Genomic DNA, 25,226 nt, shown 5'->3' with positions numbered 1-25,226 from the left:
CCTAGCCTCCAATCACACCAGAGATATCCTTGGTTTTCTTAAAGACACAGGTATTCCATTCCCCTTGAACCATGTGAGTTTCGAGGAAAAATCCAGCTGACTCAGCCGACTGGCGCACCATGTCCCACTTGTCCTTGATAATGCCACTCATGATGAGGTAGCCTTCATCCTTGACCAAACGATAGGCATCGTCTATTAGATGAATGAGGATATCCGCCAAGATATTAGCCACAATCACATCTGCCTCAATTTCCACACCCTTAAGCAAATCTCCTGCTGCTACATGGATATTTTCCATACCAGTGTTGAGCTCAATATTTTCCTGAGCGACACGAACCGCCACATCATCCAAGTCATAGGCGAAAATCTCCTTGGCACCTAGGAGTGAGCTTGCAATAGAAAGAACCCCTGAACCAGTCCCTACATCTAGCACTGTTTCGCCACCACGAAGAACCTGTTCCAAGGCAAAGAGGCTCATCTTGGTTGTTGGGTGGGTCCCTGTCCCAAAGGCCATACCAGGATCCAGCTTGATAATCTTTTCTCCTGCTGTTGCCTCATAGTCCGTCCATGACGGTACGATGGTCAGGTCATGGGTGATGCGTGCCGGTTCATAATACTTCTTCCAGTTGTCAGCCCAGTCTTCCTCAGTCAAGGCAGTCGTGCCCATCTTGACTTCTCCTAGGTCCATAAAGTCGGTCAATTCTGCCAGACGAGCCTGCAAATCCGCTTCAACTGCTGCTACATCAACCGTTTCAGGGTAGTAGGCGGTCACTACGATTTCTTCCTGTTGCTCCACCTCTGGGAAAATTTCACCGAATCGGTCCACATTTCCCACATAGTCCATGCTGTCTTCAATTGCTACCCCTTGGGCACCTAACTCAATCAAGAGATTGGAAACCAACTCCTCTCCCTCACGCTTCACTGTAACTTTTAACTCTTGCCATGTTTCCATTATGTATTTTGCTTACCTTTCCATCAGATTAAAAATAGTCTTTCCAATAACAACAATAAGGTTATCTCTTAATTTCTTCTCTAACTCTAAATCAATTCCACTATTTTGTATGAATTTGTCTTCTACATTTCTATATAAGCGTTTTACTCTAGTGGGGTTTCCTGCATCAAAATGAGGTACATAATGGTAAATTATGACAGGAACAGAACTTCTGATTGATTGTTCAGCAATCTGATTCCAGATATACCCATCAGTCTCTCCCAAAGAAACCCCATAAAGAATTATGATGTCAGAATTTTTTATAATATCGCTATTTTTAACATCCATATTTTCTCTATAGTTCTTCAAAACTAAATTTTTTATTAAGGATTCTTTTTGTTCTTCATCAAAACTATTTGAAATCTGTGTCTCGTCACTAACTCCTAAAACTGTGCAAATATCTACCGTTCCATGTGCATGAATTGGAGGCGCAATGTGAAATTTATAATTATTAGTTCGTAATTGATTGCTAAATGATTTTGCTGACTCATTATATAATTTATCGATTACATTTGTGTAATTAAGAGTTAATATATTCACGATATCGTGTTAATATAGATTTTCATTATATTTTTTATCGATAGCAGGTTGATTAATTACAGGGAGAGAGGTCCTCATATTATCTAGAGTGCTTATAAAGTCAATTGCATTACCTTTCTCAAGATTTTTTTCTTGTTGTATGCGTAGATATTCTCTTAAATCATCAACTACTTCACTAAAATCATCTATAAATTTCTCCTTTATTTCTATACTTGAGGAGATGAGGTCGTTATCTTTTGTTAATTTACCAATTGACAATTCAAAATCTGACCAATTTTCATAATCATTTACTTTATCAGAAAATAGAGACTCATAAATGAAATTTGAATATTTTTCCTCGTTCTCTGTCCTACTTATATAAACCTTATTTTGGAATTCGTAGAAATCCCTATATCTTGTTTTCAAACCATATTGCAAATCCAAACCATTTCCAACTATATAAGTAATATTCATATCTTTGCCCTCTTGTGTTCCTAAGATCTAAAATAAGGATAAAATATCCACTATTCAAATTCAATTTCTTCATTTAAACTATTAAAGAGGTCTACTTGAGCTTCTACTTGCAATCTATTAACTAGCCAACCGCGTAATTCAGCTTGCTGAATAAAATCTTCAATACGATTAACCCCATTTAATTCTTTTAATGTAACTACTACACCAAAACGTACTCCTTGTCCATCACCGCTTTTCAAACGTTCGATTGTTTTAATACTCATCCCCCACTGAGGATTAGATGGATTTAAAATTGCTTTAGCTCTCTTTCGAGAAGTAAACGACTCTCCAATATGCTTGACATTATCCCATTTCCTAAATATATTTCTAGCAGCATTTTCTCTCACATATCCTGGGGAATCTTCGGCATGCTGGTTGTCTTTATTTATCGATTTGATACCGTCTGACTTTAACCTACCAAAAGTAAGCTGCATCTCAGTATTTGTATAATCAACCCCTTGTTTTCTTGAGCAGTTAGGGAAATAACACATTGTTGCTTTAGCTACATATGGATAACTCTCACTAGAAATAGGTACTGGAAAATCATAATTATAGGTATCATAAGCCCTAGAGATATCTGACACAATAAATTTAATTTCATCATCAGGTGTAGATAAAATATCATCCATTTTTATTGGAACAATACCATTTCCTATCAAAGATAAATCAGTGAATGTTTTCTTATCATTCCAGGGTATTGCTGCATCAATTAGCAAAGCCTTCGCTTCTTCTCGGCTAAGTCCCATAATATGAATGAGATAGGCCATTTTCCTTGCAATAAAAGGTGCCGCAAAACTTGTTCCAGCTACACGACCTAATCCTAGAGGTTCACAAACATTTATAAAGTCACCATTTCCTCCTCCATAATATGACACATCTGGTTTAACAAAGAATGATAAAACAATACCCTCTCGTGAATATGACACTGATTGATTATTAAAATCAACAGAATTTACTATTATAGAATTAAGTGAATCAGCAGGAGCACCTATTCTTTTGCGTTTCCCATTTATTACTGAAGCATTTGTCCCAGCTATGATAAAAATTACATCATTCTCAAATTGAATTTCGTCTAATAATGCTCCCTCTGCAGAGATAAAATTTTCTCTTATTTCATCATTGGACCCTAAAGAAAGATTCCAAACCTTAATATCAGCATTCTGAGAAACAATCTCTTTTATCTGTTTTATGATTGTAAATGAATTAAATCCACTTTGTAGTGACACACCAAAATGCCTCACTCTAAAATTTCCACAACCATCATCCAGATTAGGGTTCAAATTGGCTCCATCAACGATTAAAGAAGTCACAGCTGTCCCATGCTTGTAATCTTGGCTATCTTTGCTAATATCAGGTGAGACAAAATCATGATATTCTACCCACTCATTAAAGTAAACTCTTTTGTCAAATAAGGTATCAATAACGCCAACAACTGGTTCGTTCATTGGAGATGGAAGATTTATTTTTAAATCATTATTATCTAAAGAAAAATCATCTACAGATAACTTAGAAAAATCTTCCACAATCATGGAGACAAGATAGGGCGCTTTTGATAGTAGTAATTCAATATTTTTTTCATCAAGCAAGACCGTGGTCTGATTCATGATATTAGCTTCTGAAATATCAATATTTAATTTATTCAGTAATCTAAAAATGTCTGTATGGACATCATAAAATGTCACGATAGAATTTTGAATATCAGAAACAGTAGTGTGCTCAACTCCAAAATTCTCAATAAAGCAAGAATCTCTCAAATACTGTTGAAATTTGCTTTTTGAAATACCATACTCCGAAAAATTTATAGAAGCAAACGTTGATGAATCAGAAAACATCTCACATGTTATCGCTCTATCAAAATGTTCCTCAAAAACTTCAATTATCTTACTTAAAACGGTTATTGTTTTATTAAGAGCATCTCTAGAAATATAATGAGTAACAATATGTTTTGTCTTCTCATCATTGAATTTTGCTCCCACAATAGTATCATTAGGGAATGGATTCCCTCCTCCTACATTGAAATAGCCATTAATACGGTTACTTTTGGCAACAATTCGATTATAGTAAATACTGATCAAAATACCATCGATAATGTTATTTTTCTCCCAATATGTTTTCGTCTCTTCTAATGAAAAATGAAGATACTTCAAATGTTCCAATGTAATTATTGTTTTTTTGGGTATAGTTATTGGTCCCATACCATTATTTCTTGATTTTTGTGTAAAGCTTTTACCTCGTAATGTCAATAATGTATTCATTTTAATCCTCGCTTAACTCTCGTGATACACTACTCTTAGAAACACCTGTCAAAATCTCAATTTCTCTAACAGTAAAACCTAGCTTCGATAATTTAGAAATAGATAAATTTCTACCATTATGCAAACTTCTTAGCAGGCGTTTTTGGTAATCATGCGGATCTGATGGATCACTAAATGCCAATGACGTTCTTATTGAGTTTCTCAAATCACCAGGATTCGGTATTACATTGGCACTATTGATAATTTTTTTAAATAATTTTAAATCTCTAGCTACATTCTTAAATTGCTTTAATAACTCATTTAAAATAATAGTAGCTACTTCTACTTTATCTTCATCAGTATAACGGTCAAAGTCAATTATGGCATCGAATCTTCTCGTAACTGCTTTATCAAGATTTTCAAAAAGATTTGTTGTTGCAATTAATACAATTTCTGGTGACAGCCTATCCAACTCCTTTAAAAAGGCAGAAGTCACTCGTCCCATTTCTCTTAAATCATTCTGATTAACCCTATCCAACACTATGGAATCAATTTCATCAAATAGGATGATATAATTTTGCTTGAAAGGAAGATTATTGATTTCATTAAAAAGAGTTGCTAAGTTTTTGACTGTTTGCCCTAGCTTACTATCTACTAAGTGACTGAAATCTACTACAAGTAATTCCTTGCCAATAAGTCTAGCCACCTGCTTTACACTTTCAGTTTTTCCAGTACCTGGAGATCCCACAAATAAAAATTTATTTATTCCAATATGATGATTGACAGCGTTTATTATTCCTTTTAAATCATTCATAATTGAAAGAGGCAATGGGAGAGGACCAATATCTAGTTTAGCAGGAGTCAAATACTCACTAGGATTTTCTATTTGTGGCATGAATCTATCACTTTGAGACATTAACCCCATAATATATTGTGCTATTTGTGTATCACCATGTTTATTGAAGTTCCGAGCAATTGCTATGGATTGATTTCTAAATTCTGTCTCTCTGCCCTCATAATGATACTTTATTAAATCAAGAACATCTGATTTTTTCATGATTCATTCCTCCTTATACAAATAATACTATATTTTCCGGACAAAGTAAATTATTTTGGGACAAAATTAAAAAAGAATAACCTTGAAAGGATATTCTTTTAATGCAAAACTATATCAGATTTTCCCTGACACTCTTTCCCCCACCTGGCAGTTCCCACATATTGGCCCAGGGAATGCTTGCCTTATCATCGCGTAAGATAGTCAAAAGCTTATCCCCACAAAACAAAGCAATCTTACAGCCTGGGAAATCAGAAATTTCTAGTTCCATCTTCAGTTCCTTCTAACATTTCCTTTTCCAGCTCTGCTAACAAGTTTTCATAATAGCGTTTCTCGTCCCTCAACATTCGACTACTATCCATTTTCTGTCTAGCAATCTTGAGAGCCTTACGAGTTCGATCTACATCTTTCTTCACCTTTAATTGATACCAGGCTTGTATCACTTGAAGATTGGACAGTTTGAGAGACAGAAACGATTTGACCTGTCGAATACTAGCATATTGCTCCGCTTGCTCAAAATCTCCTTCCAACAAGGCGATATGAAGTAGGGATAGTTGGGCAACTGTCTGCATCATCGGAGTAGTTGTCCTCTCAAGTAATGCTTGAAACTGCTGTTTAGCTACTTCTTCCTTCCCTTCCAAAATGGAAACTTCACCTTGCATACCTAATACACCATCCGCAAAACTCCCTCGTGCATCCTCAGGAACTGCTTGAACAAAGTCTTTCAAATCATATTCTTGAGGAGCCAGCAAAGTTTGAGCAGAATGTCTCAATACCAGGTAGGCGTATTTGGTATTTTCAGGGTGTTGTAGTAATTCCCAAATTTTTGCTCCATCGGTGATGCCGACTGGTAAAATGTTATTTAGGAAGAAAGATAAATTAAGAAAAATCCAAGTCCCTGCAAAATACCAGCTTCTTGTCAAAAATCCAAACACTATCGCCAATAATATCAAGCCGAGATGAACCATCAAGCCTCCTGAAAGCATCAGGATGATTCTTTGATCGCTTTCATCCTCTTTTAAACCAATGTATTGAGCACCAACATTTTTCAGAATGGCTGTTCTACTAAGATGAAACCTGCCTGACTTTTTTGTCAAAATAAAATGTCCTAATCCAAAAGCCACCAGCTGATAGCCTGTCAAGTAGCCACAAAAAGCATGACCCAGCTCATGAAGAATAAAGATTAAATACATGCTTAGAAGAGCGAAGGCATAACCAAAAGTAAAGGCTAAAACTGCGGAATACCCCAACTCTGCAAATGCGATTGTTCCACAAGCAAAAGCTAGCATAATAAAGACAACAGCTAGCACATAAACCAAATAAGTCCCAATTTTCTTCATAACACCTCCAACCAACTCCTAGTATTTTGGATAAGGGTAAAATTCTCCCTCTTCCAAGCCAACTTTTCCTTCTTCAAAGACTTCTTGATTCCATTCCATAACAAATTCCTCTGCTTCTGGATCTTCCAAAAAGTCCATGAGGGCATCTAGCCCAACCTCAGCAGTATCTTTAAGGAAAAGCGCAAAATAAGCTAAAAATTCACGGGAAAATCCTTTTTTAGGCAGGTAAGGAATAACAGTCAAATAGTCTTCCTCATTGACTGTTGACTTGGCAGGATTGTAGAAAAGGACCGCTTCCTCAAAAAGAATGTCATCTGATGAAACCTCTCCGTCTTCATCCACCATCTCCACACCTGCAGCATTTTGCGCTTCCAATAGAAAACTCACTTCTACCGCATGGTTGCGTTTGTCCCAGCTAATCTCAAAGTCAAAGGGAAAGTTCTTGTCCAACTCTTCCTCTAAAACATCTAAAAATCCGTATGTTGCCATTTTGTCCTCTTTCTATGCGACTCTTTAATCGCCCCGATTGCTCGGAAATATGCTAAAATAGATACTACCATCTTACCACAAAATTATTTTATGTCCTAATTATACCATATTACCTCATTTAAACCCTTGGTATCAGTGATTTTCTTAAAAGTCTGATTTCTTCATTTCTCATAAAAATCAATATAAAAAGCCCTCGAAAGGGCTAATAAATCTATAAAATCAATAGGCGAGTAACTAGCACAAGTGGACGTGCTTTTTTATTGACTATTACCACGATACCACGCTTAATCTTAGGCTTGAACTTTCTTATCTGCAATAGCGTCTGTCAAAGTCTGAGAAAAGTTAAGTCCCATTTCTCGTCCCAACTTATCTGCCCATTTTGGTATAGTCAAAGTCTTTTTAATGGGTTCCTGACTTCCTAGGTATTCTGATACATCAACAGATACCATAGAAATAAAAGATTTATCAAGGTCATAGGTTGACACGAAATCTTCATCATCTTTAAAAGGATCATTATCAATTAAAGACAAGCTATTGATATCTGATGGCTGAGGTAACTCTCCATCACTCTCTATCAAATCTGCAACAGTTATCCCTAGCCACTCCGACCCCATAGCCAAAGCCTCAGAAATCCCCTCTCCTTGTGTAGCTGAGTATTCAAAATCTGGGAAATGGACAAAATAAGTCGCTTCTGTTCCGTCTGTGTCGTCATAATAAAATAAAGCTGGATACGTAACTAACATTTCACTACCTCCATATCAAAAAGCAGGGACTGAATTTTACAACCCAGCTTGCTTTCCTATCCCTCTTTCAGTGTACTTATTCAGCTCACCATGAAGGATTGTGATAGGTCTTTCCCCTTGCTTCTCGATTTTAATATGGGAGCCTTTACCGCCTCTAGTCTTTATCCAACCATGGGCCGTAAGGAGTTTAACCATCTCTTTTTGTGTCATAGGTATAGCGCTTTTACCTCCTGACAACACCATTATAACACGTGTTACACGTATTGTAAAGGAGTGATACTTATTATTCTATTATACATAAAAGCCCCTAGATGTGGTTCTAAGGGAAACCAATTTATTCAGACCTATTTTTCTAATGAGTAGTAAAAACTGCTTCTTTATCGAGCAATTCATCATCTGTATAGTCAATTGTAAAAGTATCTCGATCTAAGACAGATTGAGGCGGAGTTGAATGAATCATAGGACCACTGCGTACTCTATACTTTTTATCTCCAATTTTTACAAACTGATTAACTCTCAAGTCTTCGAAATCAGGATTTTCAACAGTTATTACAAGGATGCGATTTACTACTTCAAAAACATCAATTATTCTATTTTTCATATTTTTTCAACCCATTATTAGAATAAACTTCTTGGTAAGCAAAATCAAGTTTAGATTTAATGTTTTCGTACAAATCTAAAATCTCTTTTGGAGTATCTTCCCGGAAGAAAAGTTTTCTTTTCCCTGAAATAACTTGATCACTAAGAATCCAATGACGAATTTGTTTTGTAAAAATCAAAATTTCCTGACTTGGTCCATCATTTCCATTGCTTATCACCTCTCTTTTCATTATAGTTCATACAATGACATTCAGCAATATTATTTCTCAAGTCAGCACTTCCACTTCTTTAGGCTCAACTATCCTATTTTGAGCTTTAAGGAAAATCAAATCTCTCATGCTGATACCTCTCCTCATTAAATTAAATAGTAAAAAAGATTCTATCTCACTCCCTGATTATTACAAAACCATTGAAATATCACAACTAATAGGCTAGAATGGACATAGTAAGATATAGTAGATGAGTCATTCTACTCAAATCCACGTTAGAAAGGACTGCTATGCCAGACAATCTCGCGCTTCGCATGCGCCCTAAAACCATCGACCAGGTCATCGGTCAGGAGCATCTGGTCGGACCTGGAAAAATCATCCGCCGCATGGTGGAAGCCAACCGCCTGTCCTCCATGATTCTATATGGCCCTCCGGGAATCGGCAAAACCAGTATTGCCTCTGCCATCGCTGGAACGACCAAGTATGCCTTTCGAACTTTCAATGCGACAGTTGATAGTAAAAAGCGACTGCAAGAAATCTCGGAAGAAGCTAAATTTTCTGGTGGTCTCGTCCTATTGCTAGACGAAATTCATCGACTAGATAAGACCAAGCAAGACTTCCTCTTGCCTCTCTTGGAAAGTGGACTGGTCATCATGATTGGAGCAACGACTGAAAATCCTTTCTTCTCTGTCACTCCTGCCATTCGTAGCCGAGTTCAAATTTTCGAGTTGGAACCTCTGTCTAACCAAGACGTCAAAGAGGCCCTGCAGATAACTCTAAGTAACCCTGAACGTGGTTTTGATTTTCCAATAGAACTAGATGAGGATGCGCTGGATTTCATCGCAACCTCTACAAACGGAGACCTTCGCTCTGCCTTTAACTCACTGGACTTGGCTGTTCTCTCTACCCCTGAGAATGACGAGGGCATTCGCCACATCACCTTAGACATCATGGAAAATAGTCTTCAGAGAAGCTACATCACTATGGACAAGGATGGAGACGGTCACTATGATGTTCTATCTGCCCTGCAAAAGTCTATCCGTGGCTCAGATGTGGATGCCAGTCTCCACTATGCTGCCCGCTTGATTGAGGCTGGGGATCTGCCTAGTCTCGCTCGTCGCTTGACTGTTATCGCCTATGAAGATATCGGCTTAGCCAATCCTGAGGCCCAGATTCATACCGTGACTGCTCTGGATGCTGCCCAGAAGATTGGGTTTCCAGAAGCCCGCATTCTCATTGCCAATGTCGTGATTGATTTGGCCCTTTCTCCAAAATCCAACTCAGCCTATGTAGCTATGGATAAGGCACTTGCTGACCTCAAAACATCAGGGCACTTGCCTATTCCGCGACACCTGCGTGATGGGCACTACAGTGGAAGCAAGGAACTGGGGAATGCCCAAGACTATCTCTATCCACACAACTATCCTGGAAATTGGATCAAGCAAGACTATCTGCCAGAAAAAATTCGTAATCATCACTATTTCCAAGCAGAAGATACTGGTAAATATGAACGGGCTTTGGCTCAAAGAAAGGAAGCTATCGATCGTTTGCGAAAAATCTGAAATCCTTTTCAAAAAATTGCACTTTCCTCTTGATTTTTTTTGAAAAAGTGGTATCATATAAGTATAGAAACGCTGTGGTGTACGACTTCACACTTAAGTGTTGACCGACTATTTTTTGTATTATTAGGGAAACAAAAGTCTTCTAACAGCATGTAGGCCGTCTCACACGGAAACAGCTTCAGTTAGAGCGAGTTGCCCACCTGCTTAATTGCGCGGGTTCAATACAAACCGTGAAGTTTCGGCACCAATACAGCTTTTTTCTTTGCCTCCTTAGCTCAGCTGGCAGAGCAGCGGACTCTTAATCCGTGGGTCACAGGTTCGATCCCTGTAGGGGGCATCTAAATACAACAGGAAAAGCCTTGGAACCAAGGTTTTTTTGCTTAAATAAAATTTTTTTCAAATTCTTTAGAAAACTAGCTTAAATCATAATCCAACACCAATTTTACAAATACCATAAACTAAGCTTATATACCCAAAACACAAAAAGTCCTCTTTCCACTATTTTAGAAAGAGAACTTTTTCTTTAGGAGAAATAACTTAATTTTTAATCAATTCGTGATAGCTCAGCTGGCACCGTTAAGTAATAAGTTGCAGTCAAGCTTGCTTCACCTTGATTGACAAAAATCTCGATGGAATTTTTATCTAGAACAACTTCCAATTCTTTAGCTTCAATATCTACATACCGTCGACTAGTGTCCTGTTCTTCTTCACCTAGAATTTTTTGAATAAGATGGCTACGATCAATGTAAACTTGCTGCGCATTACTGTCATAACCAAATTCAAGATAATCTGTATCATTTCCTAAGTGGTAATGACAATCTTTATCTATTTGGATTTGATATTGGCCTTTTTTAACAGGGAATTGTCTTAGTTTGCCATCTTCCAATCTTAGAATTCTAGGTAAAGTCATGGCACATGCCCATTTGTGTTCTTGGTCATGGGTTGGAAGGGTACGCCCCCATGTCTGCATCCAAGCAATCAGGATACGACGATTTTGATCGTCCAACAATGTTTGAGGCGCATAGAAGTCTTGGCCATGATCAATTTCTTGAACTGATTCTGGGATAAAACGTTTTTCTCCCCAATCTACCTTACCCGTGAACAAAAGCGATGAGTTGATGTTATGATATGAGTCTCCCTCACGCTGATAACGCATGGATGACATAATAAGGCAATCTTTCCCATCTAACTCGAAGTAATCTGGGCATTCCCACATAAAGCCTTGGTGTTCTACCCCTTTTAAAAAGATGGATTCGAACTGCCATTCTACTAGGTTATCGGACCCTAGTAGAACGATACAGCCCACATTATCCTTGTGTTTGGCAGCTACTACGGAGTAATAGCGTCCATCTTTTTCAAAGAGTTTTGGATCACGGAAATCAGCAGCAATCAACTCATCTGGCAAGTCTGTTCCAGTTACAACTGGATTTTGGGAAATCTTTTCAAAGTGAATCCCGTCATCTGAAAATGCCATATTTTGCACTTGGCGGACACCGGTTTTTTCTTCGATATGCCCAGTGTACATGAGCCAGAGGCGATCATCCTTGACAATGGCAGAGCCTGAGAAACAACCATTTCGGTCATAATCTTGATCAGGAGCAAGTGCCACTGGCAAGTGCTCCCAAGTCACCAAGTCCTTACTTTTAGCATGTCCCCAGTGCATAGGCCCCCAAACACTATCATATGGATAGAATTGATAAAAGAGATGGTATTCTCCACGAAAATAGACAAATCCATTTGGATCATTGATCCAACCAATCTCAGCTGAAAAATGTTCTTCAGGCTTATATTGAGTATTAACGAGATGTTTATTTTCTGCTATAAAACGATTGGCTTTTTCTACTGTGTATTTCTTATCTCCCATAATCAACCTCTAGTTTTTGTTTGCTTGGTATTGGTCATAGTATTTTTGTTTAATAGCGAGGTAATCAGAAAGTCCGTATTTTTCAAGTTCTTTCTTGTAATCATCCCACTCAGTATCAATATTGCCATTTACAATCCATTCAGCACGTTTACGGTAGATATAGTCATTCATATCTGCTTCGATATGGGCAATTTTGTCCAAATCTTCCTGTGTCATAAAGACTCTTGGATAGTTATTGTCATTGCTCATGTAAGGAACATAATATTCTTTGATAAGATCCAAACGCCATTTGGCATCATCAGGCATGGTTGTTACTTTACCATAGTATGAATCTAGGATAGCTAGTGGTCCTCCTACTTCAGTCTTTTGACGAAGTTCTGCTGGTGCAGTTCCGTTTAGTGGTAAGTGTTTTAGACTATTTGACGCTTGATCCAATTCAAAGATGTTTTGTTGTTTGTCATCTCCGTAAGTTCCCCAGTTATTTTGCACAGATTGGAGTGGAGCGTATTGTGCATCAATCCATTTAGCTGTCAATTCTAGGTTTTTGTTTACACTGGTAATAACCATCTTGTCACGTGCAAATCCCATACCGTTTGTACGAGCTACGTGTTTTTGACCACTTGGTCCAGCAAGTACTGGTAAAACATCATAACTTTCGTTACTTCCAGTAACATTATTCTTATCCCATGTAAAGTAAACACCAAATTTCTGATCATGACCTTTAGCAATGTAACTATTCCAATCATGTTCGAAAGCTTCTTTATCAATCAAGCCTTTTTCTTGCAATTGACGGATAAATTTGACACCTTCTTTATAGTTATCGTTATCTGCTGTGAAGTCAACTTTGCCATCATTTCCTACTACTAAATGATCATCGTTATCCCCTATACCAAATGCAGCAAATAGGAATTTAAAATCTTCGTTTCCGTTACCACTAATAAATGTAAATGGAATTTCATCAGCCTCTCCATTTCCATTTGGATCCCCGTTTTTGAAAGCTTCTAGGACTTTAATCAAATCATCAGTAGTTTTTGGCATTTCAAGACCAAGTTTCTTAAGCCAATCTTTGTTAATCCAAGCCATATCGTTGACGCTGTGAATAGACTCTTTACCATCTCCAAGCTCTTCAATCCATGGGAATGAGTAAATGTGCCCATCAGGTGCTGTCATCAAGGCCTTGTACTCTGGTTTCTCATCCAAAATTTTCTTAAGATTTGGCATGTATTTATCAATCAAATCTTCAACTGGAATAATAACACCTTTTTTAGCCCAGTTCATCAAGTCCACATCTGAAGCTCCGTCGTTGTGGATAGCATCTGGTAAATCACCACTAGAAATATCCAAGTTACGTTTTTCTGCAAAGTCGGATTGGTAGTTGGTCCAGTCAATATGAACGCCAGTTTCCTTCTCCAAACGTTGCAAAATTAACTTTTCATTTGGGTCTTTAGGAGATAACGGTGAACTGGCTGTCATAAACTTCAATGTTTTCTTTTCTTGAAGCGGGAATGTTACACCTTCCAACTTATAATCTGGACTTGAAGCTGTATTTTTTGAGCCACAGGCTGCAAGTACTGCTAAACTAGCTGTCAACAAAACTGCTGATTTTGAGAATGTTTTGAATTTCATGAGAAAACTCCTTTTATTTTTTCTTTTTTTATCCTTTAAGTGAACCAGCCATAATTCCTTTATCAAAGTATTTTTGGAAGAATGGATACATAACAATCAATGGCAAGCTGGAAATGACAATAGTTGCGTATTTAATCAATTCAGCTAAACGTTTCATTTCATTCATAGCCGCTTGTGCTCCAATCATGTCTTGACCTGGTTGGCTCTGAATGAGAATTTTACGAAGTACAAGTTGCAATGGTTCCAAGTTTGGATCCTTGATATAAATCATTGCATCAAAGTATGAGTTCCACTGTCCTACAAAAGCATAAAGGAAGAGAACAAACATAATTGGTTTTGCAAGAGGAAGCATGATTTTGAAGAAAATCTGTAAATCATTTGCACCATCAATGACAGCAGCTTCAACTAATTCTTCAGGCAATCCTTGGAAATAGGCCCTAGCAAGAATAATATTCCAAACGTTGACAGCACCTGGAACAATGATAGCCCATGGAGTATTTAGCATTCCCAATTCTTTTACGAGCAAGTAAGTTGGGACTAAACCACCACCAAAGAACATAGTCACAATCAAGAAGTAGTTAATCCAACGACGTCCAACCAAGTCTTTCTTAGAAAGAGGATAAGCTGTAAACACAGATAGCAATACTGTTAAAGCTGCAAATCCAAAAGAGTATAGTAGAGAATTGATAAAACCTCTTAGAATAGATTGGTCACTGAATACACGCTGGTAACCTTCTACAGTCCAATCGGCTGGATTAAAGCTAATCCCTCTACTAACCAGAACCTTAGGATCCATAAAGGATGCTACGACGATATAAAGTAAAGGAAGCAAAGTCATCAAAACGATAAAGACAATAATGATTTTATTTAAGAGTAAGATACGTCTATCAAATTTTGTATCCATAATCGAATTTTTCATACTTTCCTCCTTAAATTCCTTCACCATTATTCATGCGTTTAACGATTTGGTTAACTGCAACAAGCAATACTACGTTAATCACTGCATTAAACAAACCAACCGCTGTTGAGTAAGAATAGTCTCCTGATACAAGACCAACTTTATAGACATATGTCGAGATAATTTCAGAAGTTGGCAAATTTAACGATGTCTGCATCAAGAATGCTTTTTCATATCCGACATTCATAATTCCACCTGCAGCTAAAACAAATTGGATAACCATAATAGGCTTAAGAGCTGGAATATCAATGTGCCAGATTCGTTGGAAGATATTGGCTCCATCCAGTCGAGCTGCTTCTACTAAGGCTGGATCTACATTTACCAATGTTGCCGTGTAGAGCGTTGAAGCCCAGCCCATTCCTTGCCAGATACCACTAAAGATGTATAAGGGTCTAAAGAAGTCTGGATTTGTCAAGAAGTCAGCCTTCATTCCAAACATAGAAAGAAAATTGTTGATTGGTCCTCCCACTGAAAAGAAGAGGAAAATCATACCGACAATAACAACGACTGAGATAAAGTTTGGTGCGTATAAAATGAGCTGAATTCGTTTTTTGACTTTTTCACTCAAGAGTTGATTGAGCATAATAGCAAGAATGATTGGTGGTAAAAAGCCAAGCAATAAACCATAGATACTTAATTTTAATGTGTTGGCTAACAAGATACCAAAGTTGGGAGAGGATATGAATTTTGTAAACTCAGAAAAACCAATCCAATCACTCCCTAAAATTCCTTTTAAAGGATTGTAATCTTTAAATGCGATTAAAACCCCATACATAGAAATGTATTTAAAGATAAAGGTTAAAACTAAACCGGGGACAGTCATCAATAACAAGAGTTTTTGTTTCTTGATTCTTTCCCAAAGAGAAACTTGCTTCGCTTTGCTATTCATAGCAACCTCCTTTTTGAAACGTTTCATTTTTTCTAGAAAAGATGGCGCTTGGCGCTGTCTCTTTATTTCTTTTTTGAAACGTTTCATTTTTGTTTTAAAAATAAATCTTTTTTATCTGAATTCATTCTATCATTGATAGCGCTTTCTGTCAAGACTTATTTTCATTTTTTGTTGTTTTTCCTTCAACAAATTTTACTGGTAGGATTGTCTGCAAATTAACAGTCTTTCCATCAATTATATCAAACAAAATACGAACCGCTTCTTTTGCCATTTCTTCCAATGGTTGTTCAATAGTTGAAAGTAGATAATCTCTATCTCCAGCCATTTTAATTCCATCGTATCCAATAATTTGGACATCATGAGGAATACGTTTGCCATTTTTTTCTATTATTTCAATCACATCCAAAGCTGTAAAATCGTTGATTGTAAAAATTCCATCTATAGAAGAATTTTCTTCCAAGAAACTCTCTAGCTTTCCATAATAGTCAGTAACTGTCTCATCCAAATCAAAAATACTAAGAGGTATTTTATGCTCTTGGACATACTTTTCAAATGAAATTCTACGACGTTTGGTTTCATTAATGGTTGTATTATGTCCGCCCACAAAGGCTAAATGCTGACATCCTTTACTAATTAATTGTTTAGCTGCTTCTCTTCCACCTGCATCATTATCTGATGAAACACAAGGAATGGCAATATCTGAGTATGTGCGGTCAATACTAACAAAGGGAATTCCTGACGTCAAGTAATGTTCAATTGGACTATAGGTAATGGCAACCACTCCATCAACTTTATTATGACGCAACATCTCCAGATAGTCTTGCTCTCTATTTGTACCATTGATAGAACATAAGAGTAATTTGTTATTTCTCTTATAGACTTCATTTTCCACATGCATAGCAAATTCTGAAAAGAAGGGATGCCAGATACTTGGTACAATGATTGCAATCGTTTCTGTTCGATTTTTTTTCATTCCTCTAGCGTAGTAATCTGGAATGTAATTCAAAGTTTTAATCGCTTGTTCCACTTTTTTCAAAGTTACTTCTTTAATGCCTTTTTCTTTATTAATTACACGTGAAACAGTTCCAACACTAACTCCTGCTTCTAAAGCAACATCTTTCATGGTAATTGATTTTCTTTGTTCTACCATATTATCACCTCCTTTCAATATATAGTATCATGCAAATGCTTTTTAAGCAACTATTTCTCAATCATTTTTGGCCAGATCATTTATCCCATCATGAATAAAATCACTCCAATTAGCTTTTGAAAATACTTCAATTTTCATGTGTAAACATCTACATAAAACAGGAAAAGCCTTGGTTTTATGGCTTTTTTCGTATCTTCTACAAAAAAAGCAAGAGTTTTAGAGGGCTATAAATCTAGATGTACATTTTGCTTAAATGATTGAAGGTCTTTTCTTAACAAAAACACCCAAAAAATTAGATTTTTTCTGTCTAACTTTTGAGGTACAGTTCAAACGCGAAATAGCGTTTTTTTGTTATTTTTGGTTACTCATCTAATCGAATAAACATCATGGCATTTAACAAATATATGAGTGAGACCGTGTTTATATTATTTGAATAGATGAGTCTCTTATTTTCAATAGGAGGAATAATAAAATTAGAAATAATGATATCATAAGATGAATCTTCTAAAGATTCCTTTGATAATTCTAATTCAGTCCAAACTTCCAGTTCAAAATTATTGCTACAGTAATAAGAAAGTGTCTCTGCAACGAATTTTGCATGATACTGATCAAAATTACTCATAACCAAAACCTTTAGTTTAGGCTGATTTTGTAGCAAATTAATTACCAAATGTTTGGTATGAGTGATGAAGGTATAAGATAGATGATTTACCATCATTGAACTAGAACAAACCTCAAGAGTCTCTAAATAGTGAGAAAGCTCTTTTTTTACATCTGAAACAAATTTTGGAAAAATATTTTGAAAGTTCCTGATTGTATTCCCTTTTTGATCAAATAAAATAAACTCAGTAAACAACTCTTGACGATACAGATGTGCGGTATTATGCAGATGCCAAATCAGATTATCCTTATTCTCAATTTCAATCTGATACTTGACTGAAATCTGATCAATAAAATCACTCAATAGATGGTAAGATTTTTCAACATAACTATCCTTTTTTACGCATTTCATAAAGAGACTTTCATCTATGAAAAACATTTTTTGAAAGTAAGACACAAATAATTGGCAAACAACTTCTTCATCTAAAGAGATATTGTATTCTGATTCAAAACTCTGAGCAACACCTTCTATTCCTTCTGCCTGCATTAAAAAATCCAAACTTTGGTCGTTAAAAGAATCTTTATCTACTTCCATAAAATGACCAAACTTTATTCTATATAGGTTCGTAACTAGGAGCAACTTTAGCATTCTATGCGTTGACAAATTCATTGGAAAGCTTGTTTCCTTATAAACCAATTCTAACAATTGAGATAGTGGCTCTGATGAAAAATTTTCAAATGGCCATTCTAGGAAATAATATTTTTCTGAAAAATATTGTGCAAAAAAGTAACGAATGTCTCTCTCATTTCCAATGATTTGAACAGGGGTCAGACTGACTTCAAATTGAAATTGCCTTTTAATCACTTTATTGATTTGGCTAATAATACGATAGAGCGAAGATGAACTGATATAAAATTCTTTACAAATACTCTCAGCTTGACAACCTTCATTAAAGAAGATGAATTCTAAAATCGAAAAATGAGTTGAATGTTTAAAGAAATGATGGTAAACCATTTCAATATCACTATCATCGGTATTAATAATGCGTATACCATTAGTAGAAGAATGAAAAATCAAGTCAGGAAAAGCAGATTTAACATGGGATAGATCATCTTTGACTGCACGTTCTGTACAATTTAATAACTCTGCTAGTTCAGAACGATGAAACCAACGTTTATGTTCAAATAATAATTCTAATTGCCTATGACTTTTTTTAGATAATAAATCTCTCATGAATATCTTTCTCTCTTTATAAATTATCGGATTAAACCTCTTGCAATTATACCACAAAGAATAGGTATAGCATGATATAACGACTTTTCCTAAAATCTTTTATTTCGTATAATAACACTACGGAGACAATATATAAACAATTTTCTTATTTTACCGTCTATTGAGGGCGTGAATACAGAATCAAATTCAAGTCTAAAGATTATATTTTTAATTTTAAAAATTATATAATAGCAACAATTAAAGAATTTGATTTTTTAAAATTATATAATAATAACAATCGAAATAATTGACTTTTCTATATTAAAGTTATATAATAGTAATAATCAAAGAAATTGATTTTTTGATATTAAAATAAAAAAGGAGGGTAGGCAGTGTTGTGATCAATTATTGCTGGAGGTCTTATTGGTCTCTTGGCAGGTAAAATCACTAAAAAAGTAGTTCTATGGGAATCATCGCAAATGTATTCGCTGGTTTAGTCGGGGCATATGCAGGACAATCTCTTTTAGGTAGTTGGGGTCCATCAATCGCTGGAATGGCTTTGCTCCCATCTATTGTAGGTGCAGCGATTGTGATTACTGTAGTGTCATTCTTTACAGGTAGAAAGTAAACTTTTCGCCAGTAAAGTTAGCAAACTATTTTTAAATCAATGACGGGAAAAATAGTTTAAATGTTAAATCGAAAGGATTGTATATGTCAAAAGCAAAGAAAATATGTTTCATTATTTTCTGTATTTTAATCTTGACAATTTTCCTTCCTGTTTTGATAGATTATCATCAAGTTAGTGATCTAGGTATTCATCTACTTAGCTGGAGACAGAACTCCGTAGTTGAATTCTATCTTGCTAGATATGTCTTTTGGGGGACAGTGGTTCTATCAACTTTAGTTTTATTATCCATTTTAGTTGTGATGTTTTATCCTAAACGTTACTTGGAAATCCAACTTGAAACTAAAAACGATACATTAAAATTAAAGAATTCGGCAATCGAAGGTTTTGTTAGAAGTTTGGTGAGTGATCATAGATTGATCAAGAACCCAACTGTTCATGTAAATTTACGAAAAAATAAATGTTTCGTTCATGTAGAAGGTAAAATTCTTCCTTCAGACAACATCGCTGACAGATGCCAAATAATTCAAAATGAAATAACTAATGGATTGAAGCAGTTTTTTGGTATTGAGCGTCAAGTAAAACTTGAAGTTGCAGTAAAAAATTACCAACCAAAACCTCAAAACAAAAAGACTGTTAGTCGTGTGAAGTAAGGAAGTAAAAAATGGAATGGCTTAAACAATATCGATATCCAATTATCGCTGGTCTCATAGGCGTATTTCTGGCTTGTTTGATTGTCTCCTTTGGCTTCTTCAAAACAATATTTGTATTGATTTTAGGAGCACTGGGAGTTGCAGCTGGATTATATATCGAAAAAAACTATATAGATAAATAAAAAAATAAAAATTACTAATTTAATTAAAGGAGTTTCATATGTCAAACGAAAAAAACACAAACACTAACGTAGAAAAGAAAGATGCTACTGTTGTAGCTCACGAAATCAAAGGGGAACTTACTTACGAAGATAAAGTTATCCAAAAAATCATTGGTCTTTCACTAGAAAACGTTTCAGGTCTTTTGGGAATCGATGGTGGTTTCTTCTCAAATCTTAAAGAAAAAATCGTTAACAGCGATGACGTAACAAGTGGTGTTAACGTAGAAGTTGGTAAAACACAAGTTGCAGTTGACTTAAACGTTATTGTTGAGTACCAAAAAAATGTTCCAGCTTTATATTCAGAAATCAGAGAAATCGTATCTTCAGAAGTTGCTAAAATGACTGACTTGGAAATTGTTGAAATCAACGTAAACGTTGTCGACATCAAAACTAAAGAACAGCATGAAGCAGACTCAGTAAGCCTTCAAGATCGCGTATCTGACGTTGCTGAATCAACAGGAGAATTCACTTCAGAACAATTCGAAAAAGCTAAATCTGGTCTTGGATCTGGTTTCTCAACTGTTCAAGAAAAAGTTAGCGAAGGTGTAGAAGCTGTTAAAGGTGCAGCAAATGGTGTAGTATCTCACGAAAACACTCGTGTAAACTAAGATAAAATAAATATAACAGGAGAAATTATCATGTCAGTAGAAGAAAAATTAAATCAAGCTAAAGGTTCTATTAAAGAAGGTGTTGGAAAAGCCATCGGTGATGAAAAAATGGAAAAAGAAGGAGCGGCTGAAAAAGTTGTTTCTAAAGTTAAAGAAGTTGCCGAAGACGCTAAAGACGCTGTAGAAGGTGCTGTAGAAGGTGTTAAAAACATGTTGAGTGGCGACGATAAATAAGGTTAAAAGTTACTTTATCTTTTTGGTAACATTAGTCAAAAGAGTCTGAGTCGAGATGATTCTCAGAAAACAAAAAGCTAGAGATTCCCAATTGCGGAACTCTAGCTTTTTAATTTTGCCTCTTTCTCTTATTATATTTCAGCAGGTTGTTGGCCATGAGTATGAATCCCATGTCAATTCTCACTTGACGCTTACCTCTCAGATGACATCTCTTATAACCCAAACAAACCTTTATCTGTCCAAAGACAGATTTCATATCAATCTTACGTTTAGCGAAAATTTGTCTACCCTTGGAAGATAAAAGTGCCTGATATTCTTTAGTTTTTAAACACTGGTAACGTTCATTCATATACAGTCTCTTTTGAGGGGCTGATTCAGGTTCATAATCGCAGTCAACATTGATTTCAAGGCTGTTTGCTTTCTATCTCCCCTTTTTCATGATATATTTTCGTACAGGTGCTTCAATAGTTTCTATAGTAAAATGAACCAAAAATAGTACACGTTGCGGTATAATGTTCTTATGGCATATTCATTAGATTTTCGTAAAAAGTTCTCTCCTATTTGTGAGCGAACAGGTATAGTCAATTGATTGTCAGTTTGAAGACCAAGAGTCGTAAGGCAAAGGATATGGCAGAATCCATCCAAGGGTGGCTGGCACAATTTCTAGTGAACCTCTTTAAATCTATTACGTTTGACTGTGGAAAAGAGTTTTCAAAATGGAAAGATATTTCCAATCATCACGATAGTGAGAGCTTTTTTGCGAATCTAGGATGTCCAAGACAGCGGCGTCTCAACGAACATTCAAATAGACTTTTAAGGTGTCATGACTTGCCAAAGCAGACAGATTTCAACGAAGTCAGTCAAGAATTTTAGGCTGGACAAAAACTCAATTTCAGGAGAAAATGAAATAAATATTCCCACAATAAAACGCATAGTATCAAAGTTTTTCCAACACCTGATATTATGCATTTTTTAATTTTAAAAACTTTTTCCCAGCCTCAAGAAATCACATCCCACCTAAATCCTTTGGATACCAAATACCTCATCAGGTATTTTCTGAGTTGGTAAGACTGTCTAGCTTAATTTGACAAATAGAGGGCGTTAAATCCAGTTTTTACAGGAAGTCTATTTAAATATTTTCACACTGACCTTACAAAATATGAAATAAATTATATAAAGTCATTCCCATGACACAGAATAACATCCCTTTAAAACAGTATCTTACCCAATTTTCAGGTAAGACTTTTGATACAACCGTCCCCAATACCCCTCCGCATATAGAAGCAAGAAAAATAACTGGAACAGGTGCTAAATGATACTGATTTAAACCTGTAACCACAACAATTGTAGCCAAATGAGACAGCTGGGAAAAGAAAATAATTGCAAGAGAATACATCGTTGCTTCTTTTATCGAAATAGAAAAAAACACCATCAATAAAGATACATTGAGCGGACCACCACCAATCCCTAAAAAACTAGAAATCAAGCCCAATAGAAGACCACAAATCATATAGAATCCTATCTTATCAAATTGATAAGTTTTTTTAAAATCTGTTAAAACAAATGATACAAGTAGCATCACAAATAGTAAAATCATTTGAACAATGGATACTAGCCGTACTGATAATTGAGATAACAAAACTTGAAAAATAAGATGACCTAGAAATCCTCCTAAAACAGAAGAAAAGGATACCGTAAAAATCAATCTCCATTTTATCTCTTTACTTTGTGAAAATCTTTTGATTGTTGAAATAATCGCCATTATAAAAACAGAGAAACTAGAATAAAAAGCAATATCACTGACCGAATGGTATCCAAAACTATCCATAAGTGGCTTAATTATAATTCCACCACCCATGCCTGATATAGAACCCAATCCACTAGCTATTATAATGATTAGAAAATAAATAATCTCAACCACTTTTTAAGTCCATCCTATTCTTTCAAACATCTAAAACCTAGATGGCTACTAGTGGAAGTAGAAATACATCCATTTCTAGCAGCTACTCGGTATCGATTACAATAAGAACAATGACATAAAAAGGAACCTCCTCTGATAGCATACTCCTCATCTTGTATCCCATATTTTGGCAACTCATAGTCATCTTCATTAAAACTAGCTAATAAGGTATATCTCGGATTGCGACACCATTCCCAAACATTCCCAATCATTTGATATAGACCAAAATCATTAGGTAAAAATTCATAGACAGGAGCCGTTCCTATAAATCCATCTAAGGCAGTATTTTCATAAGGAAATCTTCCTTGCCAAGTATTGGCATGATAATATCCACCTTCTAAAAGAGTATCTCCCCAAGGATATTCAGATTGTCTTCCTCCTCTAGCAGCATATTCCCACTGTGCTTCAGTAGGTAAAGACATTCCGCTCCAATTACAGAAAGCCAATGCATCTTCTAAAGCAACATGAACTACTGGATGGTCTTCTAAACCCACTAGATTACTGTTCTCACCGTAGGGATGTTTCCAGCAAGCGTTCGGAACTTGTAACCACCACGGAGCCCCAGCAGGATGAGGATATCCCTCCCTTTCTGCCTCTGGAACGAACAATATAAAAACAAAAGACCACTCTTGTCGCTCAGCTAGTGTTTTATAGCCTGTTTCTTTCACAAATTGAGCAAATTCTTGATTCGTAACTGGAGTATCCGCAATGGAAAAATCCTTTACACTAACAGCGACTTGAGGACCTTCAAAATCATCTAAAAAGCCCTCTTCAGAATTTGTTCCCATCATAAATGTCCCACCCTTGATTTTTTTCATTTTCATGATTGACTATCCCCCGTTTTCGTTAGAGTTGGCGTTATTTTAGAAAGTTCAACAGGAACTAACTCTTCATCCACAACAAAACCTTCTTCTCTATATCTAAGAAAGTCTACTAATTTTTTCTTCATCTGACGAACAATAGGTTGGTATTTTTCGCTTGGATACAAATCATTCATTTCATGCGGATCTTTTTTCATATCAAATAACTGATAATGATTTAAAACAGGAAACCAGATAAATTTCCACTGGTCTGTCAAGATATATTGACTAGAATCTTTTCCTAAAGCATGTTCACCATGAAATTCTGTTCGCCACCCCTCGTACTGTCCAAATAATAAATTCTTAACACTCCGTCCATCTAGTTCATCTGTAGTAGTTCCTCCTGCCAAATCCACGAGTGAAGGAAAAATATCTTGAATTTTCACTAATTGCTTGATTGTTCCCCTATTACCAGCTATCAATCCAGCCGGATCGTAAATAAACGAAGGAATGTGGATACTTCCCTGATAAGGATATCCCTTTCTAAACAGATAATGTTCACCAAGCTGATCTCCATGATCCGAAACAAACCAGATAATCGTATCTTTATCATGACGAAATTCTTTTAGGGAAGTCAAAAAGCGACTAATTTGATGGTCTATATGAGTAATCAATCCAAAATAAGCAGCAACCATTCTTCTTTGATCATCTTCCTTTAATTTCCCTCTTAAAGCATAAATAGACGGAATTTGCTTTTCTAATACTTCCCAATTCCCGATATGCAAATCGAGAAATTGAGGCAAGCGTTCCATATACATATCAAAATAGTATTTTGGGGGATTTAATGGAGCATGTGGTTTTTCAAAAGACATTTTGAGAAAAAAAGGAACCGTTGGATCTCTTCTTTGTAAAAATGAAATGGACTCACTCACAACCCAGTTTGTTGGATGTAACTTCTCATCTTTATCCCAAGGTCTAGCTTCCCAAGAATTACAATCCATTCCGTCATCAATCAAATCAACATCATAACCAACTTTACCCTTTAAAAAGGCTAGATAGTCACTAACATAATCAAATTGACTTCCATAAGCCTTATCATACTTTCTATCAACATGTAGATACCCATCGTGAAGTAAGACATGATCAAACCCAAGTCTCTGTCTGGAAGGAAAAACATGCATCTTACCAATACACTCTGTTTGATAACCCATATCTTTAAAGACTTTTGGAAGAGTATTAGTAAAATTCCAAGGCACCTCATCTTGATAACCAACACGTCCACTTTTATCTTGGTCTAAGCCAGTCAATAAAGCTGCCCTAGCAGGAACGCAAGAAGGAACTGGAGAATAGGCATTTTCAAAATTATAACCTACACTAGCCATCATATCTAATGTTGGAGTGCTAACTAGCTTATCCTTACTATTCAAGGATAAGGCGTCTGCTCTCATTTGATCTACAACAATCAAAATAATATTTGGCTGTTTTGTCTGAACCATAAAATCTCCTTTCTAATATGGCAAAAGAGGCACAAGAAGATATCTACCTTTACTGCACCCCTTTCTATATCAATC

The 25,226-nt window shown here is 35.9% G+C and carries 24 protein-coding genes, 1 tRNA gene and 4 pseudogenes; 8 read left to right on the top strand and 21 right to left on the bottom strand.

Annotated features, from left to right (window positions below; genetic code table 11):
• Nucleotide 1: 1 nt before the first annotated feature.
• The 11 genes and pseudogenes from prmA to AT689_RS05160 all read right to left on the bottom strand — a co-directional run bounded on the left by prmA (nucleotide 2) and on the right by AT689_RS05160 (nucleotide 8,713).
• Nucleotides 2–952: a 50S ribosomal protein L11 methyltransferase gene (prmA, locus tag AT689_RS05210; RefSeq protein ID WP_000451164.1), complete on the bottom strand. Its 951-nt coding sequence runs from the start codon at nucleotides 950–952 to the stop codon at nucleotides 2–4.
• 12 nt (nucleotides 953–964) lie between these two features.
• Nucleotides 965–1,984: pseudogene (locus AT689_RS12490) on the bottom strand (AbiH family protein).
• 50 nt (nucleotides 1,985–2,034) lie between these two features.
• Nucleotides 2,035–4,218: a S8 family peptidase gene (locus AT689_RS05200; RefSeq protein WP_000529016.1), complete on the bottom strand. Its 2,184-nt coding sequence runs from the start codon at nucleotides 4,216–4,218 to the stop codon at nucleotides 2,035–2,037.
• 61 nt (nucleotides 4,219–4,279) lie between these two features.
• A complete protein-coding gene (locus AT689_RS05195) occupies nucleotides 4,280–5,314 on the bottom strand; it encodes an ATP-binding protein (RefSeq protein ID WP_000747916.1) in 1,035 nt (344 codons plus the stop codon).
• Between the two features lie 118 nt (nucleotides 5,315–5,432).
• A pseudogene (locus AT689_RS05190) lies at nucleotides 5,433–5,582 on the bottom strand (7,8-dihydro-8-oxoguanine-triphosphatase); the annotation flags it as partial.
• Nucleotides 5,563–6,651, bottom strand: coding sequence for a M50 family metallopeptidase (locus AT689_RS05185; protein WP_000719704.1), 1,089 nt, complete (start codon nucleotides 6,649–6,651; stop codon nucleotides 5,563–5,565). The gene AT689_RS05185 and the pseudogene AT689_RS05190, both read right to left, overlap by 20 nt.
• An 18-nt stretch (nucleotides 6,652–6,669) precedes the next feature.
• On the bottom strand, nucleotides 6,670–7,140 hold the full coding sequence (locus tag AT689_RS05180) for a DUF3013 family protein (RefSeq protein WP_000257100.1): 471 nt from the start codon (nucleotides 7,138–7,140) through the stop codon (nucleotides 6,670–6,672).
• 290 nt (nucleotides 7,141–7,430) lie between these two features.
• A complete protein-coding gene (locus AT689_RS05175) occupies nucleotides 7,431–7,883 on the bottom strand; it encodes a type II toxin-antitoxin system HicB family antitoxin (protein ID WP_000961810.1) in 453 nt (150 codons plus the stop codon).
• Nucleotides 7,884–7,919: 36 nt separating this feature from the next.
• On the bottom strand, nucleotides 7,920–8,099 hold the full coding sequence (locus tag AT689_RS05170) for a type II toxin-antitoxin system HicA family toxin (RefSeq protein ID WP_025169096.1): 180 nt from the start codon (nucleotides 8,097–8,099) through the stop codon (nucleotides 7,920–7,922).
• A gap of 136 nt (nucleotides 8,100–8,235) precedes the next feature.
• Nucleotides 8,236–8,484, bottom strand: a complete 249-nt coding sequence (locus AT689_RS05165; RefSeq protein WP_000797237.1) for a hypothetical protein — start codon at nucleotides 8,482–8,484, stop codon at nucleotides 8,236–8,238.
• Nucleotides 8,474–8,713, bottom strand: coding sequence for a hypothetical protein (locus tag AT689_RS05160; protein WP_000818079.1), 240 nt, complete (start codon nucleotides 8,711–8,713; stop codon nucleotides 8,474–8,476). Before AT689_RS05160 ends, AT689_RS05165 begins: the two co-directional genes overlap by 11 nt.
• Before the next feature lie 269 nt (nucleotides 8,714–8,982).
• On the opposite strand from AT689_RS05160, the gene AT689_RS05155 reads away from it, so the two are divergent.
• Both AT689_RS05155 and AT689_RS05150 read left to right on the top strand, forming a co-directional pair.
• Nucleotides 8,983–10,254: a replication-associated recombination protein A gene (locus AT689_RS05155; RefSeq protein ID WP_001113225.1), complete on the top strand. Its 1,272-nt coding sequence runs from the start codon at nucleotides 8,983–8,985 to the stop codon at nucleotides 10,252–10,254.
• 264 nt (nucleotides 10,255–10,518) lie between these two features.
• Nucleotides 10,519–10,591, top strand: a tRNA-Lys gene (locus AT689_RS05150).
• 207 nt (nucleotides 10,592–10,798) lie between these two features.
• On the opposite strand, the gene AT689_RS05145 is transcribed toward AT689_RS05150, so the two are convergent.
• From AT689_RS05145 to mgaSpn, 6 genes are all read right to left on the bottom strand, one after another.
• Nucleotides 10,799–12,118: a glycoside hydrolase family 32 protein gene (locus tag AT689_RS05145; RefSeq protein ID WP_000502561.1), complete on the bottom strand. Its 1,320-nt coding sequence runs from the start codon at nucleotides 12,116–12,118 to the stop codon at nucleotides 10,799–10,801.
• Nucleotides 12,119–12,127: 9 nt separating this feature from the next.
• Nucleotides 12,128–13,744 (bottom strand): ABC transporter substrate-binding protein, encoded by a 1,617-nt coding sequence (locus AT689_RS05140; protein WP_000669749.1) that lies wholly within the window; start codon nucleotides 13,742–13,744, stop codon nucleotides 12,128–12,130.
• A 28-nt stretch (nucleotides 13,745–13,772) separates the two neighbouring features.
• The gene (locus AT689_RS05135) at nucleotides 13,773–14,663 is read right to left on the bottom strand and encodes a carbohydrate ABC transporter permease (protein ID WP_000797961.1); all 891 of its coding nucleotides are present in this window, start codon (nucleotides 14,661–14,663) and stop codon (nucleotides 13,773–13,775) included.
• 10 nt (nucleotides 14,664–14,673) lie between these two features.
• Entirely contained in the window at nucleotides 14,674–15,591 is a 918-nt protein-coding gene (locus tag AT689_RS05130; protein WP_025173802.1) for an ABC transporter permease, read from the bottom strand.
• Between the two features lie 148 nt (nucleotides 15,592–15,739).
• Nucleotides 15,740–16,741, bottom strand: a complete 1,002-nt coding sequence (locus AT689_RS05125) for a LacI family DNA-binding transcriptional regulator (RefSeq protein WP_000230201.1) — start codon at nucleotides 16,739–16,741, stop codon at nucleotides 15,740–15,742.
• 361 nt (nucleotides 16,742–17,102) lie between these two features.
• Nucleotides 17,103–18,575: a virulence factor transcriptional regulator MgaSpn gene (gene mgaSpn, locus AT689_RS05120; RefSeq protein ID WP_001205301.1), complete on the bottom strand. Its 1,473-nt coding sequence runs from the start codon at nucleotides 18,573–18,575 to the stop codon at nucleotides 17,103–17,105.
• Between the two features lie 442 nt (nucleotides 18,576–19,017).
• On the opposite strand from mgaSpn, the gene AT689_RS05115 reads away from it, so the two are divergent.
• From AT689_RS05115 to AT689_RS05095, 5 genes are all read left to right on the top strand, one after another.
• Complete coding sequence (locus AT689_RS05115; RefSeq protein ID WP_001809002.1) at nucleotides 19,018–19,182, top strand: GlsB/YeaQ/YmgE family stress response membrane protein; 165 nt, start codon at nucleotides 19,018–19,020, stop codon at nucleotides 19,180–19,182.
• Nucleotides 19,183–19,265: 83 nt separating this feature from the next.
• Entirely contained in the window at nucleotides 19,266–19,832 is a 567-nt protein-coding gene (gene amaP, locus AT689_RS05110; RefSeq protein ID WP_000030213.1) for an alkaline shock response membrane anchor protein AmaP, read from the top strand.
• A gap of 11 nt (nucleotides 19,833–19,843) precedes the next feature.
• Entirely contained in the window at nucleotides 19,844–20,014 is a 171-nt protein-coding gene (locus tag AT689_RS05105) for a DUF2273 domain-containing protein (protein ID WP_000455066.1), read from the top strand.
• A gap of 38 nt (nucleotides 20,015–20,052) precedes the next feature.
• Nucleotides 20,053–20,661 carry an Asp23/Gls24 family envelope stress response protein gene (locus AT689_RS05100; RefSeq protein WP_000064115.1) on the top strand — a complete coding sequence of 203 codons (609 nt, stop codon included), beginning with the start codon at nucleotides 20,053–20,055 and terminating at the stop codon, nucleotides 20,659–20,661.
• A 30-nt stretch (nucleotides 20,662–20,691) separates the two neighbouring features.
• A complete protein-coding gene (locus AT689_RS05095; protein WP_000109957.1) occupies nucleotides 20,692–20,895 on the top strand; it encodes a CsbD family protein in 204 nt (67 codons plus the stop codon).
• A gap of 109 nt (nucleotides 20,896–21,004) precedes the next feature.
• Here AT689_RS05095 and AT689_RS05090 read toward each other — a convergent pair.
• A pseudogene (locus tag AT689_RS05090) lies at nucleotides 21,005–21,277 on the bottom strand (transposase); the annotation flags it as partial.
• A 191-nt stretch (nucleotides 21,278–21,468) separates the two neighbouring features.
• Here AT689_RS05090 and AT689_RS11630 point away from each other — a divergent pair.
• Nucleotides 21,469–21,765: pseudogene (locus AT689_RS11630) on the top strand (IS30 family transposase); the annotation flags it as partial.
• Between the two features lie 280 nt (nucleotides 21,766–22,045).
• Here the strand turns inward: AT689_RS11630 and AT689_RS05080 are convergent.
• From AT689_RS05080 to AT689_RS05070, 3 genes are read right to left on the bottom strand one after another with little or no spacing between them, the layout of a single operon-like run.
• On the bottom strand, nucleotides 22,046–22,816 hold the full coding sequence (locus AT689_RS05080; RefSeq protein WP_000229330.1) for a sulfite exporter TauE/SafE family protein: 771 nt from the start codon (nucleotides 22,814–22,816) through the stop codon (nucleotides 22,046–22,048).
• Between the two features lie 14 nt (nucleotides 22,817–22,830).
• The gene (locus tag AT689_RS05075; protein WP_000782425.1) at nucleotides 22,831–23,679 is read right to left on the bottom strand and encodes a formylglycine-generating enzyme family protein; all 849 of its coding nucleotides are present in this window, start codon (nucleotides 23,677–23,679) and stop codon (nucleotides 22,831–22,833) included.
• A complete protein-coding gene (locus AT689_RS05070) occupies nucleotides 23,676–25,151 on the bottom strand; it encodes an arylsulfatase (RefSeq protein WP_000250878.1) in 1,476 nt (491 codons plus the stop codon). The genes AT689_RS05075 and AT689_RS05070 overlap by 4 nt, the downstream gene beginning before the upstream one ends.
• Between the last annotated feature and the right edge of the window lie 75 nt (nucleotides 25,152–25,226).

Origin of the sequence: Streptococcus pneumoniae, from assembly GCF_001457635.1 — a bacterium.
GTDB lineage: Bacteria > Bacillota > Bacilli > Lactobacillales > Streptococcaceae > Streptococcus > Streptococcus pneumoniae.
The sequence above is the reverse complement of the archived record's forward strand: the minus strand, read 5'-3'. Positions and strand labels throughout refer to the sequence as shown.

Excerpts from the sequence above, each read along its gene's own strand:
- AT689_RS05095 (WP_000109957.1), top strand. The coding sequence starts at position 20,692 with ATGTCAGTAGAAGAAAAATTAAATCAAGCTAAAGGTTCTATTAAAGAA.
- AT689_RS05115 (WP_001809002.1), top strand. The coding sequence starts at position 19,018 with ATGGGAATCATCGCAAATGTATTCGCTGGTTTAGTCGGGGCATATGCA.
- AT689_RS05130 (WP_025173802.1), bottom strand. The coding sequence starts at position 15,591 with ATGAATAGCAAAGCGAAGCAAGTTTCTCTTTGGGAAAGAATCAAGAAA.
- AT689_RS05075 (WP_000782425.1), bottom strand. The coding sequence starts at position 23,679 with ATGAAAATGAAAAAAATCAAGGGTGGGACATTTATGATGGGAACAAAT.
- mgaSpn (WP_001205301.1), bottom strand. The coding sequence starts at position 18,575 with ATGAGAGATTTATTATCTAAAAAAAGTCATAGGCAATTAGAATTATTA.
- AT689_RS05160 (WP_000818079.1), bottom strand. The coding sequence starts at position 8,713 with ATGAAAAGAGAGGTGATAAGCAATGGAAATGATGGACCAAGTCAGGAA.
- AT689_RS05100 (WP_000064115.1), top strand. The coding sequence starts at position 20,053 with ATGTCAAACGAAAAAAACACAAACACTAACGTAGAAAAGAAAGATGCT.
- AT689_RS05195 (WP_000747916.1), bottom strand. The coding sequence starts at position 5,314 with ATGAAAAAATCAGATGTTCTTGATTTAATAAAGTATCATTATGAGGGC.
- prmA (WP_000451164.1), bottom strand. The coding sequence starts at position 952 with ATGGAAACATGGCAAGAGTTAAAAGTTACAGTGAAGCGTGAGGGAGAG.
- AT689_RS05180 (WP_000257100.1), bottom strand. The coding sequence starts at position 7,140 with ATGGCAACATACGGATTTTTAGATGTTTTAGAGGAAGAGTTGGACAAG.
- AT689_RS05140 (WP_000669749.1), bottom strand. The coding sequence starts at position 13,744 with ATGAAATTCAAAACATTCTCAAAATCAGCAGTTTTGTTGACAGCTAGT.
- AT689_RS05165 (WP_000797237.1), bottom strand. The coding sequence starts at position 8,484 with ATGAAAAATAGAATAATTGATGTTTTTGAAGTAGTAAATCGCATCCTT.
- AT689_RS05105 (WP_000455066.1), top strand. The coding sequence starts at position 19,844 with ATGGAATGGCTTAAACAATATCGATATCCAATTATCGCTGGTCTCATA.
- AT689_RS05200 (WP_000529016.1), bottom strand. The coding sequence starts at position 4,218 with ATGGGACCAATAACTATACCCAAAAAAACAATAATTACATTGGAACAT.
- amaP (WP_000030213.1), top strand. The coding sequence starts at position 19,266 with ATGTCAAAAGCAAAGAAAATATGTTTCATTATTTTCTGTATTTTAATC.
- AT689_RS05145 (WP_000502561.1), bottom strand. The coding sequence starts at position 12,118 with ATGGGAGATAAGAAATACACAGTAGAAAAAGCCAATCGTTTTATAGCA.
- AT689_RS05185 (WP_000719704.1), bottom strand. The coding sequence starts at position 6,651 with ATGAAGAAAATTGGGACTTATTTGGTTTATGTGCTAGCTGTTGTCTTT.
- AT689_RS05135 (WP_000797961.1), bottom strand. The coding sequence starts at position 14,663 with ATGAAAAATTCGATTATGGATACAAAATTTGATAGACGTATCTTACTC.
- AT689_RS05175 (WP_000961810.1), bottom strand. The coding sequence starts at position 7,883 with ATGTTAGTTACGTATCCAGCTTTATTTTATTATGACGACACAGACGGA.
- AT689_RS05155 (WP_001113225.1), top strand. The coding sequence starts at position 8,983 with ATGCCAGACAATCTCGCGCTTCGCATGCGCCCTAAAACCATCGACCAG.
- AT689_RS05125 (WP_000230201.1), bottom strand. The coding sequence starts at position 16,741 with ATGGTAGAACAAAGAAAATCAATTACCATGAAAGATGTTGCTTTAGAA.
- AT689_RS05070 (WP_000250878.1), bottom strand. The coding sequence starts at position 25,151 with ATGGTTCAGACAAAACAGCCAAATATTATTTTGATTGTTGTAGATCAA.